This is a genomic window from Caulobacter sp. GW821-FHT05F04 (genome assembly GCF_059419665.1).
In genome coordinates this window covers 48,361-61,389 of the sequence record NZ_JBWKSF010000011.1, presented here as the reverse complement: position 1 = coordinate 61,389, position 13,029 = coordinate 48,361, and the positions used below count along the sequence as shown (strand labels likewise).

At 69.2% G+C, this 13,029-nt stretch carries 11 protein-coding genes; 8 read left to right on the top strand and 3 right to left on the bottom strand.

Features of this window, described 5'->3' with window-relative positions; genetic code table 11:
• Position 1: 1 nt before the first annotated feature.
• Positions 2–637 (bottom strand): TetR/AcrR family transcriptional regulator, encoded by a 636-nt coding sequence (locus AC07R7_RS23425; protein ID WP_492884507.1) that lies wholly within the window; start codon positions 635–637, stop codon positions 2–4.
• Between the two features lie 200 nt (positions 638–837).
• Here AC07R7_RS23425 and AC07R7_RS23420 point away from each other — a divergent pair, with 200 nt between their 5' ends.
• The 3 genes from AC07R7_RS23420 to AC07R7_RS23410 are packed head-to-tail and all read left to right on the top strand — an operon-like array spanning position 838 to position 4,012.
• The gene (locus AC07R7_RS23420; protein WP_494636770.1) at positions 838–2,289 is read left to right on the top strand and encodes a glycosyltransferase; all 1,452 of its coding nucleotides are present in this window, start codon (positions 838–840) and stop codon (positions 2,287–2,289) included.
• Between the two features lie 17 nt (positions 2,290–2,306).
• Positions 2,307–3,218 carry an RsmD family RNA methyltransferase gene (locus AC07R7_RS23415; RefSeq protein WP_494636769.1) on the top strand — a complete coding sequence of 304 codons (912 nt, stop codon included), beginning with the start codon at positions 2,307–2,309 and terminating at the stop codon, positions 3,216–3,218.
• Positions 3,219–3,220: 2 nt separating this feature from the next.
• Positions 3,221–4,012, top strand: a complete 792-nt coding sequence (locus AC07R7_RS23410) for a TrmH family RNA methyltransferase (protein WP_494636768.1) — start codon at positions 3,221–3,223, stop codon at positions 4,010–4,012.
• On the opposite strand, the gene hrpB is transcribed toward AC07R7_RS23410, so the two are convergent.
• A complete protein-coding gene (gene hrpB / locus AC07R7_RS23405) occupies positions 4,009–6,450 on the bottom strand; it encodes an ATP-dependent helicase HrpB (RefSeq protein WP_494636794.1) in 2,442 nt (813 codons plus the stop codon). The genes AC07R7_RS23410 and hrpB overlap by 4 nt on opposite strands.
• A gap of 130 nt (positions 6,451–6,580) precedes the next feature.
• Here hrpB and AC07R7_RS23400 point away from each other — a divergent pair, with 130 nt between their 5' ends.
• From AC07R7_RS23400 to AC07R7_RS23380, 5 genes are all read left to right on the top strand, one after another.
• Positions 6,581–8,209 carry an amino acid permease gene (locus tag AC07R7_RS23400; protein WP_494636767.1) on the top strand — a complete coding sequence of 543 codons (1,629 nt, stop codon included), beginning with the start codon at positions 6,581–6,583 and terminating at the stop codon, positions 8,207–8,209.
• A gap of 75 nt (positions 8,210–8,284) precedes the next feature.
• Positions 8,285–9,028, top strand: a complete 744-nt coding sequence (locus tag AC07R7_RS23395; RefSeq protein WP_492884498.1) for an MBL fold metallo-hydrolase — start codon at positions 8,285–8,287, stop codon at positions 9,026–9,028.
• Between the two features lie 166 nt (positions 9,029–9,194).
• A complete protein-coding gene (locus AC07R7_RS23390) occupies positions 9,195–9,959 on the top strand; it encodes a response regulator (RefSeq protein ID WP_492884496.1) in 765 nt (254 codons plus the stop codon).
• On the top strand, positions 9,956–11,377 hold the full coding sequence (locus AC07R7_RS23385; protein WP_492884495.1) for an ATP-binding protein: 1,422 nt from the start codon (positions 9,956–9,958) through the stop codon (positions 11,375–11,377). The genes AC07R7_RS23390 and AC07R7_RS23385 overlap by 4 nt, the downstream gene beginning before the upstream one ends.
• Positions 11,378–11,491: 114 nt before the next feature.
• Positions 11,492–12,268, top strand: a complete 777-nt coding sequence (locus AC07R7_RS23380; protein WP_494636766.1) for an EF-hand domain-containing protein — start codon at positions 11,492–11,494, stop codon at positions 12,266–12,268.
• Here the strand turns inward: AC07R7_RS23380 and AC07R7_RS23375 are convergent.
• Positions 12,265–12,933 carry a DUF1345 domain-containing protein gene (locus AC07R7_RS23375; RefSeq protein ID WP_494636765.1) on the bottom strand — a complete coding sequence of 223 codons (669 nt, stop codon included), beginning with the start codon at positions 12,931–12,933 and terminating at the stop codon, positions 12,265–12,267. The two genes, AC07R7_RS23380 and AC07R7_RS23375, sit on opposite strands and share 4 nt — an antisense overlap.
• Positions 12,934–13,029 lie beyond the last annotated feature (96 nt).

Sequence of the window (13,029 nt, the reverse complement as noted above, 5' to 3'; positions counted from 1 at the left end):
CTCAGTCCGTGACCAAGCCGTACAGCAGACCGTCCAGCATGATCTTCATCAGCTGATCAGCATCCGACCAGTTACGCGAAGGCTTGGTGATCAGCAGCGACACCAGGCCATGGCAGCCGCTCCACAGCACTTCGGCGGCCTGCACCGCCGAGCCCGCGCGCAGGCGGCCCTGGGCGGCGATCTGGTGCACCGGCTCGCTGAACTTCTCGAAGCAGCGGTCGCCCAGCGCCAGGACGTCGGCGGTCTTGTCCGGCGAGACGTGCTCGCCGGCGCTGCAGAACACCAGCTGATAGGTGTTGGGATTGTCGAGGGCGAACTTCATGTACGCCTCCATCATCACCCGCACACGCGAGACCGGGTCGATCGGTTGGGCCGCGATTTCCGTGTTGAGTTCCAGCAGACGCTCGATGGCGTCATTGCTGATCTCCAACAGAATCTGGTCCTTGTCGCGGAAGTGCATATAGAGCGCGGTGGACGACACCCCCACGGCGTCGGCGATCTTGCGGATCGTCGCGCCCGAATACCCTTCGGCGATGAAGATCGTCTCGGCCGCCGCCAGGATCTCGCCCCGACGCAAGTGCCCGTCGCCCTTGGGCTTTCGGGCGGACTTGTGAGGCTTCTTCAGAACGACCGTCACGGACTTGGCTTTCCCTGCGTTTCCTCCGACCGACACTAAACGGGAATCACCCAGTCGTCGCAAGAACGTGCGTGGAAGGAGAAACCGGCCTCGCGCGCGCGAGACAATATCTCAAAACGAGCATTTTTAGCATTTGACACTTTAAGGTTGAGATTCGTTTATCTGCGCCGTTGGGGCGACCGGCGTATCCAGGGGCATCCATGGCGCGCGAAGACAGACGGCTTGAACCGGCGCTCGCGCCGGCGTGCGGACCTGTGTCCGTCGAATGGATCGAACCGGCGAACACCGCGCCGATCGGGCGCGATGGCGCGCACCAGACGCTTTCCCGGGGCCAGGCGGCCTGCGTCGGCCTGGCCGGGTTACTGGCGGCGACCGGCGTGGCGCTGAACCCCACCGGCGCGATGACGATCGCGCACCACCTGTTCTTCGCGGTCTTCCTGCTGGGCGCCCTGACCCGTCTGGCGGCGGCCTGCACGCCGTTGCCGCCGACGCTCGCGCCGCCGCTGGCCGACGCGGACCTGCCGACCTACACGATCATCTGCCCGCTTTATCGCGAGGCCGAGGTGGTCGTCGAACTGGTCCAGAGTCTTCAGGCGCTGGACTATCCGCGCGAGCGCCTGCAGGCCCTGATCGTGCTGGAAGCCGACGACGACCTGACCCTGGCGGCGGTCCGGGCCCTGCCGCTCCCCGCGTTCATCCAGGTGCTGGTCGTCCCACGCGGAACGCCCCAGACCAAGCCGCGCGCCTGCAACCACGCGCTGGACCGAGCGCGGGGCGAACTGGTGGTGATCTACGACGCCGAGGACATGCCCGACGCCGGCCAACTTCGGGAAGCAGCAACCCGCTTCGCCGCCTCGGATCCGAATCTGGCCTGCCTGCAGGCCCCGCTGCGGATCGAGGACCCTGGCTTTTCGCTGTTCCTGCCCTCGCAGTTCCGGCTGGAATACGCCGCCCACTTCGAGGTGCTGTTGCCGGCCCTGGCCCGATGGGGCCTGCCCTTTCCGCTGGGCGGCACCAGCAATCACTTCAGGACCGCCATCCTGCGCGAACAGGGCGGATGGGACCCGTACAATGTAACCGAGGATGCGGACATCGGCTTTCGCCTGGCCGCCGCCGGTTACCAGCTCGGCGTGATCGACCGGCCGACCTGGGAGACGGCGCCGACCACCTGGGGACAATGGCTCCCGCAACGCGCGCGGTGGATCAAGGGACACATGCAGACCATCGCCGTCTGCCTGCGCGGTCCCGTTCCCGGCCAGCCGCGCAACGCCGTGGCCCTGGCGCTGACCCTGGCCCAGTCGGTGGCGTCCTCGCATCTGCACGGACCGATCATGGCCGCGATGGTCGTGCTGGCCGCGATCGACTTCTGGCCGGACGCGCGCTGCACGATCGCATCGGCGGACCTGACGCTCTACGCCCTGGGCTGGGGCGCATCCGCCATCGCCGGCGCGCGCGGGGTCATGCGGACGCGGGCGCGGCCCAAGTCGCTGCATCTGTTCGGCATGGTGCTCTACTGGCCATTGCAGAGCCTGGCGGGAATGAAGGCGCTCTACCAGTTCGTCACCGCGCCGCACCGCTGGGACAAGACCCTGCACGCCCCGCGTTCCGGCGGCCATTCTGGCCCCCACCACACTGGACCTTTGGGGCCGTAAGGCGGTATGGGCGGGCGATGGCTCCGAAGATCGCTCCCGCCCCCATCGTCATGCGCACCACCGGCTGGGCCGACTACGCCCTGCTGGACAGCGGTCACGGCAAGAAGCTGGAGCGCTATGGCCGCTACACGGTCGTGCGTCCCGAACCGCAGTGTTTCTGGGAGCCGCGCCTGCCGGCCAAGGTCTGGGAGAACGCCGACGCCGTCTTCGACCCCACCGACGAGGACGAAGCCGGCCGCTGGCGCTTCAAGGGCAAGCCGATCGAGAAGTTCGACCTGGCCTGGGGCGAGGCGAAGTTCCATGGCCAGTTCACGCCCTTCCGGCACCTGGCTTTCTTTCCCGAACAGGCCGCCAACTGGGCCTGGCAGGACGAACGCGTCCGTGCGCTCGCGAAGGGCTCGGGACCTCAGCCCAAGGTGCTGAACCTGTTCGGCTATACCGGCGTGGCCTCGCTGGTCTGCGCCGCCGCCGGCGCGGCCGTCACCCATGTGGACGCCTCCAAGAAGTCGGTCGGCTTCGCGCGCGAGAACGCCGCCTTCGCCGGCCTCGCCGACAAGCCGATCCGCTGGATCGTCGAGGACGCCCGCAAGTTCGTGGCGCGCGAGGTTCGGCGCGGCAACAAATATGACGGGATCATCCTGGACCCGCCCAAGTTCGGGCGCGGCGCCGACGGTGAGGTCTGGCGCCTGTTCGAGGACCTTGCCGCCCTGACCAAGGACTGCGCACAGCTGCTCAGCGACGACGCCTCATTCCTGCTGATGAACGCCTATGCCGCTCGCGTCTCGGGCGCGGCGATGTCGGGTCTGCTGGCCCAGGAGCTGCAAGGCCGCGGCGGCGTCATCGACTGGGGCGAGCTTTCCTTGGTCGAGGAGAAGGGCGACCGCCAGATCGGCCTGTCGTTCTTCGCCCGCTGGTCGTCGGAAGGTTGATCATGAGCGTCAAGACCGTCACCTCCCTGACCAACGCCACCGTCAAGGCCGTTCGCGCCCTGCACATGCGCAAGGAGCGCGAAGAGAGCGGCCTGTTCCTGGCCGAGGGCCTGAAGATCGTCATCGAGGCGATCGACTGCGGCCACGCGCCCAAGATCGTCATGTACGGCCCCGACGCCGCCGATCATCCCATGCTGAAGAAGGCCGTCGCCGCGTGCCTGAAGGCTGGCGGCGAAGTCATTGAGGTCAATCGGGAAATCCTCGAGAAGGTCTCGCGCCGCGACAACCCCCAGGCCGTGGTCGCGGTCTTCAAACAGGTCTTCACGCCCCTGTCGGCCATCGTGCCGGAGAGCGCGCCGTGCTGGGTGGCCATGCAGGCCGTCCGCGATCCGGGCAACCTGGGCACCGTGATCCGGACGGCCGACGCGGCCGGCTGCGGCGGGGTGATCCTGGTCGGCGACTGCGTCGATCCCTATTCGGTCGAGGGCGTGCGCGCGACCATGGGTTCGATCTTCGCCGTGAAGATCGCCAAGGCCACCATCCCCGAGTTCCTGGCCTGGCGCGAGACCTGGCCCGGCAGCGTGGTCGGCACCCTGCTGACCGCCACGGTCGACCACAAGAGCGCCGACTACGTGAAACCGTCGCTGATCCTGATGGGCAACGAGCAGCAGGGCCTGCCGCCCGAACTGGCCGCCGCCTGCGACGTCAACGTCAAGATCCCCATGCGCGGCCGCGCCGACAGCCTGAACCTGTCGGTGGCCACGGGGATCATGATCTACACGGTCACGGGTTAGGTTCCGCGCGGCTTGGCTCGCGTCGTCGGCGCGGTATTGGCGGGATCATCCGGCCAGACGTGCCTGGGGTAGCGGCCCTTCATCTCGACCTTCACCTCGCGCCACGAGCCCTTCCAGAAGCCGGGCAGGTCGCGGGTGATCTGGATCGGCTTGTGGCCGGGAGACAGCAGCGACAGCACCAGCGGGACCTTGCCGCCGGCGATGCTGGGGTGCTCGGTCAGGCCGAACAGCTCCTGCACGCGGATGTCGATGCGCGGGCCGGCCTCGGCGGCGTAGTCGATGGCCACGGTGGTGCCGGTCGGGGCCTTGAAGCGGGCCGGCAGCATCTGGTCGATCTTCTGCTGCAGGTCCCAGGGGACCAGCGACCGGATCGCGCCGTCCAGGCTGCTCTCGTCCAGGCTGGCCAGGGACGAGCGGCCGTGCAGCAGCGGCGCCAGCCATTCGTCGAGGCGGGCGACCAGGGCGGCGTCCGACAGGTCGGGCCAGGCCTCGCTGTCCAGGGCGCGCAGGAAGGCCACGCGACTGCGGAAGCTCTCGACGCCCTGCCCCAACCGCAGGCCCGATAGTCCGTCGGCCCGGACCTGATCCATCAGGGCGCCGGCGATCAGGGCCGGGTCGGGATTCTCGATCAGCCGCTCTTCCAGCACCAGCCGGCCCAGGCGCAGCAGACGCTTGGCGCGCACCTTGCCGCCGGCGGTCTCCAGGCGGTCTTCCGCGACCAGACGATCGGCGAAGGCCTCGCGCAGGTCGGCCTCGTCGACGGCGGCGGCCAGCAGGATGCGGTCGCGGCTGTCGCCGCCGCCCAGCTCGCCCACGGCCAGCCAGGGCTCGCGCGCCAGCGGGTCGGTCGGCTCAAGATAGACGCCGCGCCCGCCGGCCAGCTGGAACTCGCCCGGCTTGCCCCGCGCCTTGGCCACACGCTCGGGATAGGCCTCGGCCAGCATCAGGCCGATCTCCAGTTCGGGCGCCTTTGACGGCCGGCCGGCCGCGCGACTCCAGCGCTCGACCAGGGCCATGGCGTCGCGGGCTCGCGGCGAGCGATCGCGATGCAGGTTTTCCAGCCGACGGCGCAGGTCGACGTCCTTGCCGCCCAGGCCCTGTTCGGTCAGCACGGCGGCGATCTCGGCGGCCTCTCGGGCCTGGCCCGACGCGGCCGCGCGGACCACCATGTGCGCCAGGCGCGGCGGCAGCGGCATCTCGGCCAAGGCCTTGCCGTGAGCGGTCAGGTCCCCCTGCCCGTCCAGCGCCTGGATGCGGTTCAGCAAGGTCCGCGCCTCGGCGAAGGCGGCGGGCGGCGGCGGGTCCAGGAAGGTGAGCCCCGAAGGATCGCGCGCGCCCCAGCGGGCCAGGTCCAAGGCCAGGCGCGAGAGGTCGGCCTCCAGAATCTCCGGCCGGGCGAAGGCCGGCAGGGCGCGGGTCTCCGGCTCGTCCCAAAGGCGGTAGCAGACGCCCGGCTCGGTCCGCCCGGCGCGGCCCCGGCGCTGGTCGGCGGCGGCGCGGCTGACGCGGACTGTGTCCAGCCGGGTGATGCCCGAGGCCGGATCGTAGCGCGGCACGCGGGCCAGGCCGGCGTCGATGACGACCCGGACGCCCTCGATGGTCAGGCTGGTCTCGGCGATCGAGGTCGCCAGCACCACCTTGCGGCGTCCCGCTGGCGCGGCGGCGATGGCGCGGTCCTGCACGGCCGGCTCCAGCGCGCCGTAAAGCGGCGCGACATCGACATCCGGCCGGCGCAGGCGCTCGTTCAGCCAGCTCTCGGCGCGGCGGATCTCGCCCTGTCCGGGCAGGAAAACCAGGACGCTGCCGGTCTCTTCCGCCAGCGCCCGTTCGACGGCGCGGCCCACCCGCTCTTCCAGGCGCAGACGATCGTCGCGGCCGAGATACCGGGTGTCGACCGGGAACATCCGTCCCTGGCTCTCGATCACCGGCGCGTCGCCCAGCAGAGCCGAGATTCGCGCCCCATCGAGGGTCGCCGACATGACCAGCAGGCGCAGGTCGTCGCGCAGCACGCTCTGGACGTCGCGCGCGAAGGCCAGGCCCAGGTCGGCGTCGAGGCTGCGTTCGTGGAACTCGTCGAACAGCACGGCCGCGACGCCCTCCAGGCCCGGGTCGTCGAGAATCATCCGGGTAAAGACGCCTTCGGTGACCACCTCGATGCGCGTCCGGCCCGAGACCTTGGACTGCAGACGCACCCGGAAACCGACCGTCTCGCCGACGGATTCGCTCAAGTTCGCGGCCATGCGCGAGGCGGCGGCGCGGGCGGCCAGGCGGCGGGGCTCCAGGACGATGATCTTGCGGCCCAGGACCCACGGCTCGTCCAGCAGCGCCAGGGGCACGGCCGTGGTCTTGCCCGCGCCCGGCGGCGCGACGAGAACGGTCGCATCGGAAGCGAGCAGAGCCGCCTTGAGCGCGGGCAGGACATTCTCGATCGGCAGCATCATGGGGAGGCATAGACCCTCAAAACGCTTCCGTCACCGCAAGCCGTTGCGTGAGGGCTGTACTCTGACTAACGTCGCCGCCCAGTGCCTGACTAGCGGGGGTTCGCTGGTCGTTGGGGAAACGGAACACATGGCCGGAAACAGGCTGTTTTTGAAGAAATCGATCGCGAGCATCCAGAAGGAAGCCGCACACAGCCAGCTGAAACGAACGCTGGGTCCCATCAACCTGATGAGCCTGGGCATCGGCGCCATCATCGGCGCCGGCATTTTCGTGCTCACCGGTCAGGTCGCTTCGGCCAATGCCGGCCCGGCGATCATGCTGTCGTTCATCGTCGCCGGCATCGCCTGTGGCCTGGCCGGCCTCTGCTACGCCGAACTGGCCTCGACCATGCCGGTATCCGGCTCGGCCTATACCTACGCCTATGGCACCCTCGGCGAAGTCGCCGCCTGGATCATGGGCTGGCTGCTGGTTCTCGAGTACGGCGTCGCCGCCTCGACCGTCGCGGTCGGCTGGTCGGGCTACGTGGTCAGCACCCTCCACGCCTTCGGGGTGAATTTCCCACAGATCATGGTCGCTGGCGCCGATGCGCCGGTGTGGGCAACGCCGCTCATCCAGGCCGTCGCCACCCCTGAAGGCGGCACCGTTTTTGCTCTCACCGGCACCCTCAACGTCGTCGCCGCCATAGGCATCGCGCTGGTCTCGGCCCTGCTGGTGCTGGGCGTCAGCGAGTCGGCCAACGTCAACAACGCCATCGTCGTGATCAAGGTGATCGTGCTGCTGGTGTTCATCGCCGTGGGCGTCCAGTACATCAACCCCGCCAACTGGCACCCCTTCATCCCCGCCCCGACCGGTCAGCCGGGCGAGTTCGGCGCGGGCGGCATCTTCCGCGGCGCGGCGATCATCTTCTTCGCCTATGTCGGTTTCGAAGCGGTCTCGACCGCCGCCGCCGAGGCCAAGAACCCCTCCAAGGACGTGCCGATCGGCATCCTGGGCGCCCTGGTCGTCTGCACCTTGATCTACATGGCCGTCGCCGCCGTCATGACTGGCGTCGTCCCCTACAAGCAACTGGCCAGCCCCGCGCCCATCGCCGTCGCCATCGACCGCATGGCCCTGGAATGGGCCGACATCCCCTATGCGGCGGCCGAGGGCGGCAAGCTGAATCTGATCAGCATCGCCATCAAGATCGGCGCGATCACCGGCCTGTCCTCGGTCATGCTGGTGCTGTGCTACGGTCAGACCCGGATCTTCTACACCATGGCCCGCGACGGCCTGCTGCCGAAGGTCTTCGCCGCGATCCATCCGAAGTTCCGCACCCCCTGGCTCGGCACGATCCTGCTGGGCGCGGTGATCGCCATCGCCGCCTCGTTCCTGCCGATCAGCCTGCTGGGAGACCTGGTGTCGCTGGGCACGGCCGTGGCGTTCTCGATCGTCTGCCTTTCGGTGATCTATCTGCGGATCAAACACCCCGACATGCCGCGCCCCTTCAAGGTTCCGGGCGGCATTGTCACCGCGATTCTGGGCATCCTGGCCTGCCTGTTCCTGGCTTGGCAGAACTTCCAGCCGATGATTGTTCACGCGATGAACAACAACCCGTTGCCGTTGATGATCCTCGCCGTCTACTCGGCGGTCGGGGCGGTGATCTACATCGCCTACGGGTACTGGAACTCGAAGCTCGCCAAGGGCATCGACATCACTGAAGACACCGACATGAACTCTCCCGCCGAGGCCATGGGGCGCGGCGTGGACGACGTGAAGTAACCAGACTGCTTCGGCGATCGATCGAAGGCCCGGGAGAGATCCCGGGCCTTCTTTCTTGCACGCTCGCTAACGCCTATGCTGGATTCAGAAGGAGTTTTCGTGAGCCAGCCCCAAACGCCCATCGCCGCCGTGATCGCCCCGGTCACGCCGCTGCAGCAGAACTGCACGATCGTCTGGTGCACGAAGACGATGAAGGCCGCCGTCATCGATCCGGGCGGCGAGGTCGACCGCCTGCTCAAGGTCATCGCCGACAAGGGCCTGACCCTGGAGAAGATCTGGATCACCCACGGCCACATGGACCACGCCGGCGGCGCGGCCGAGCTGAAGGCCCGCACCGGCGTCCCGATCGAGGGCCCGCACAAGGACGACCAGTTCTGGATCGACCGCATCCAGCAGTCCGGCGAGCAGTACGGCATGCCCGAGGCGCGGATCTTCGTCACCGACCGCTGGCTGAACGACGGCGACACCGTCACCCTGGGCGAGACCGCGTTCGAGGTCTTCCACTGCCCCGGCCACACCCCCGGCCACGTGGTGTTCTTCCACCGCGAGACCAAGTTCGCCCAGGTCGGCGACGTGCTGTTCCAGGGCTCGATCGGCCGCACCGACTTCCCCCTGGGCAATCACCAGGATCTGATCGATTCGATCACCCAGAAGCTCTGGCCGCTGGGCGAGGACGTGCGGTTCGTGCCCGGCCATGGGCCGATGTCGACCTTCGGGGCCGAGCGGCGCAACAATCCGTTCGTGGGTGATCGGGTGGTGGCGGCCATGGAGGCCCAAGGCGGGGCCTACCAGGCTCCTGAGAACCACTCTCCGGGCTGAGGAGATCCGACCCGTTCAAAAGGGGGAGGACGGGCCGGATCTCTGGCCGCCGACGCGTCGGGTGGGGGATGACGCGCCGCCGGTGCGACGTTGGATCGCATGACCGGGTTGCGTCGCTGTTTCAGCCGTGAAATCTGAGCGTGACGGGGGCGTGACAGGAAATCGCATGGAAAACGTCCAAAGCACCGCCCAGAGCGACGCCGACGCCCAGCGTGGGGCGGCGCCACGCATCCTCATCGTCGACGACGATCCCGGCATCCGCGACGTCGTCTCCGATTTCCTCAGCCGCCATGGCTACGCCGTCGAGACGGCCCAGGACGCGCGCACCATGGAGCAGGTCCTGGCGCGCGGTCCGATCGACCTGATCGTGCTGGACATCATGCTGCCTGGCGAGGACGGCCTGGCCATCTGCCGCCGCCTGTCGTCGGCCAGCGACGGACCGGCGATCATCATGCTGTCGGCCATGGGCGAGGACACCGACCGCATCGTCGGCCTGGAACTCGGCGCCGACGACTACCTGCCCAAGCCTTGCAATCCGCGCGAGCTGCTGGCCCGCGTCCGCGCCGTGCTGCGCCGCCGCCAGGAGCCGCGCGCCGTCGACGACGCCATGGGCGCGGCCTGCGAGTTCGCCGGTTGGCGCCTGGACCTCGTCCGCCGCGAGCTGCGCTCGCCGCAGTCGGTGGTGGTCAATCTGTCCAGCGGCGAGTTCTCGCTGCTGCGCGCCTTCGTCGAGCGTCCGCAGCGCGTCCTGACCCGCGATCAGTTGCTGGACCTGGCGCGCGGCCGCGACAGCGACGCCTATGACCGCGCCATAGACGTCCAGATCAGCCGCCTGCGCCGCAAGCTGGACGACGGCGGCGGCAGCGAGCTGATCCGCACGATCCGCAGCGAAGGCTACATGTTCACCGCCAAGGTCGTCCGCACCCCATGACCCTCTTCCGGCGCGGCGCGCCGCTGTTCGTCCAGGCCCTGGGGCTGGTGATCGTCACCCTGGTGGCGGCCCAGTTGATCGCGATCGCGGTCATCTTCACCCTGCCGCCGCCGCCGCCGGAGTTCTATCGGTCCAGCGAGATCGCACGCGCCCTGAAGACCGGCCAGCCGGTGCAGCCCCGCGACGGCCGCCTGCTGGTGGTCAAGCAGCGCGTCACCCTGCACCCGATGGGCCAGGACACCCCGCGCCGCGTCGACTTCAAGACCGACATCAGCCGCGCCGTCGACGTGCCGGTGAACCGCATCGAGCTGCAGATCGACAATGGTCCGCGTTTCTTCGTGCGCCGCACGCCGGTGACGCCGCCCAAGCCCGATGCGCCGCCCCGTGGTCCCGGCGCCCGCGAACCATTCGCCCGCGAGGGCGGCGGCCCCGGGGGCGCCGGTGGTCCGCCCGGCGCGCGCGGCAAGGGCGTCGACGAGCCGCTGATCTTCGGCGACTTCAAGCTGGGCGTGCGCCAGAGCGATGGCCGCTGGCTGGTGGTCGAACCCAAGCCGACCTTTCGCTTCGACAACTGGCAGCAGCGGGTGCTGCTGATCCTGTTGCTGTCGGTGATCGCCGTGACGCCGCTGGCCTGGCTGTTCGCCCGCCGCCTGGCCCAGCCGATCACCGCCTTCGCCGACGCCGCCGAGCGCCTGGGCAAGGATCCGCGCACCCCGCCGCTGAGCATTTCCGGCTCTGGCGAGGTGGTCGCCGCCGCCACGGCCTTCAACATGATGCAGGAGCGCCTGCGCCGCTATGTCGAGGACCGCACCGCCATGGTCGGGGCCATCGCCCATGACCTGCGCACGCCCCTGACCCGCCTGAAGTTCCGCATCGAGGCCGTGCCCGACGACATCCGGCCCAAGCTGGCCGCCGACATCGACCAGATGGAGGCGATGATCGCCGCCACCCTGGGCTTCGTGCGCGACACCCAGCGCCCGGCCGAGCGCACGCGGCTGGAGCTGTCCTCCCTGGTCGAGAGCGTCATCGACGAGGCCGCCGAGACCGGCGGCGACGCCATCGTCGAGCGAACCGAGAAGACCGTGATCGAGGGCGATCCGGTGGCCCTCAAGCGCCTGGTCGCCAATCTGGTCGAGAACGCCCTGAAATACGGCGTACGGGCCCGCGGTCGGGTCTATGCCGAGGACCACATGGCGATCATCGAGGTCGACGACGACGGTCCCGGCATTCCCTCGAGCGAGCTGGAGCGGGTGTTCGAGCCCTTCTATCGCGGCGAGCCCTCGCGCAATCGCGAGACGGGCGGCAACGGCCTGGGCCTGGCGGTCGTGCGCTCCCTGGCCCGCGCTCACGGCGGCGACGTCATCCTGGCCAACCGCCCAGGCGGCGGTCTGCGCGCCAGCGTGCGGCTGCCAGCTTAGCAATTACGGCGGAAACGGACGGCTTTGTTGCGGCGCCGCAAGGCCGCGCCCGCGTCTGACATCACCGGGCAACCCGGCTGGGCTTCAAAGCCTGGCTGGATGGAGATTTGCCGGATGATGCTTCGCTCGCTTGGCCTGACGGCCGTCCTCGCCGCCACCCTGGCCGCCTGCGCCAGCGCGCCGCCGGAACATCCCGAAGGTCGTCGCGGCCCGCCCGCCGAAGGCGGCGGCGCGCCGATGGCCGGTCCGCAGCTGTTCATCAGCCCGGCCGGCGAGCCCTTCCGCGCCGCGCCCGGCGCGCCCTACCCGATCGCCGACTGGTTCGCCGGCGCCGACGCCAACCATGACGGCGCCCTGACCCGCGACGAGTTCGTGGCCGACGCGGTGCGCTTCTTCGGGGTGGTCGACGCCGACCACAACGGCGTCATCGACGGCTTCGAGGTGGCGGCCTACGAGCAGAATATCGCGCCCGAGATCATTGGCGGCGCGGCCCCCGGCGGGATGCGGCGCGGCCTGCGCGGCCTGGGCGTGGCCGAGGGCCAGGAAGCGCCGAGCGACGACGACATGTCGCCAAGCCGCCGCCGTCCGCAGAGGACGAACGTCCTGCAAGGGGCCTCGCTGTTCGGCCTGATCGCCGAACCCGAGCCGGTGATGGCCGCCGATGGCAATTTCGACCGCCGCATCACCAAGGACGAGGCGACCAAGGCGGCCAGGACCCGCTTCGCCCTGCTCGACACCGACAAGGATGGCCTGCTGAAGCTGGCCGAGCTGCCCAAGACGCCGGTCCAGGGCGGCCTGCGCCCCGGCGCGGGCCCGGGCGGCGGCAAGGGCAAGATGGGCGGCCCCGGCGGCGGAAGACGAGGCGGTCCGGGCGGCGGTCGTCGCGGCTAGCTACCGACCAGGCTGGCGATGATGTTGATCCCCAGCGCCAGGATGGCGGTGTTGTAGAAATAGGCGGCGGCCGCGTGGGCCGTCACCAGCTTGCGCAGATTCGAGGTCAGGATGCTGTTGTCCGACACCTGGAAGGTCGCTCCGACGCTGAAGGCCAGATAGGCGAAGTCCATATAGCCGGTGGGCTGTTCGCCGGGGAACTCGATGCCCGGCTTGCCGGATCCGTCGCCGAAATTGCGGTGGGCGTAGTGCAGGACGAAGGCCGACTGCAGCACCAGCCACGACAGCACCAGGGTCACGCCGGCGCAGGCCGTCACGAAGGCCTGGGCATGGCTGCCGGCATGTTTGGCCGCGATCATGGCGTCGACCACCGCCCACAGGCTGGCGGCGATGGCGGCCAGGACGATCAGCAGGAGAACAGGCACCCCCTCGTCCTCCTGGGCGGCGCGCGAGCGCACCTCGGCCTCGTCGGCTTTCAGAAACAGCGTCCACGTGGTCAGCAGATAGACCAGCGCCGCGGCGTCCCAGCCCAGAAGAAGGTGCGCGACCTGGGGCGCGCCCAAATATTTCGCCGTCAGCCACACAGCGACGCCGACGCCCTGCGCGGCGGCTAGACGCCAGTGCGACGCGACGCGGCCGACCATGTGTTTGGTCTTACGGGCCATTCTCCGGCGTCTCCTCGAACGGGCGCTTGTCCCTATGCGGCGTAATTAGTGCGAACTCACGGTGAACCGAAAGCGTCTTCGCTGGTTACTTCACCG

Bases quoted from the DNA above. Each gene is read 5' to 3' on its own strand.
- AC07R7_RS23395 (WP_492884498.1), top strand. From the start codon at position 8,285: ATGCTGGATTCAGAAGGAGTTTTCGTGAGCCAGCCCCAAACGCCCATC.
- AC07R7_RS23385 (WP_492884495.1), top strand. From the start codon at position 9,956: ATGACCCTCTTCCGGCGCGGCGCGCCGCTGTTCGTCCAGGCCCTGGGG.
- AC07R7_RS23400 (WP_494636767.1), top strand. From the start codon at position 6,581: ATGGCCGGAAACAGGCTGTTTTTGAAGAAATCGATCGCGAGCATCCAG.
- hrpB (WP_494636794.1), bottom strand. From the start codon at position 6,450: ATGCTGCCGATCGAGAATGTCCTGCCCGCGCTCAAGGCGGCTCTGCTC.
- AC07R7_RS23375 (WP_494636765.1), bottom strand. From the start codon at position 12,933: ATGGCCCGTAAGACCAAACACATGGTCGGCCGCGTCGCGTCGCACTGG.
- AC07R7_RS23390 (WP_492884496.1), top strand. From the start codon at position 9,195: ATGGAAAACGTCCAAAGCACCGCCCAGAGCGACGCCGACGCCCAGCGT.
- AC07R7_RS23380 (WP_494636766.1), top strand. From the start codon at position 11,492: ATGATGCTTCGCTCGCTTGGCCTGACGGCCGTCCTCGCCGCCACCCTG.
- AC07R7_RS23420 (WP_494636770.1), top strand. From the start codon at position 838: ATGGCGCGCGAAGACAGACGGCTTGAACCGGCGCTCGCGCCGGCGTGC.
- AC07R7_RS23415 (WP_494636769.1), top strand. From the start codon at position 2,307: ATGGCTCCGAAGATCGCTCCCGCCCCCATCGTCATGCGCACCACCGGC.
- AC07R7_RS23410 (WP_494636768.1), top strand. From the start codon at position 3,221: ATGAGCGTCAAGACCGTCACCTCCCTGACCAACGCCACCGTCAAGGCC.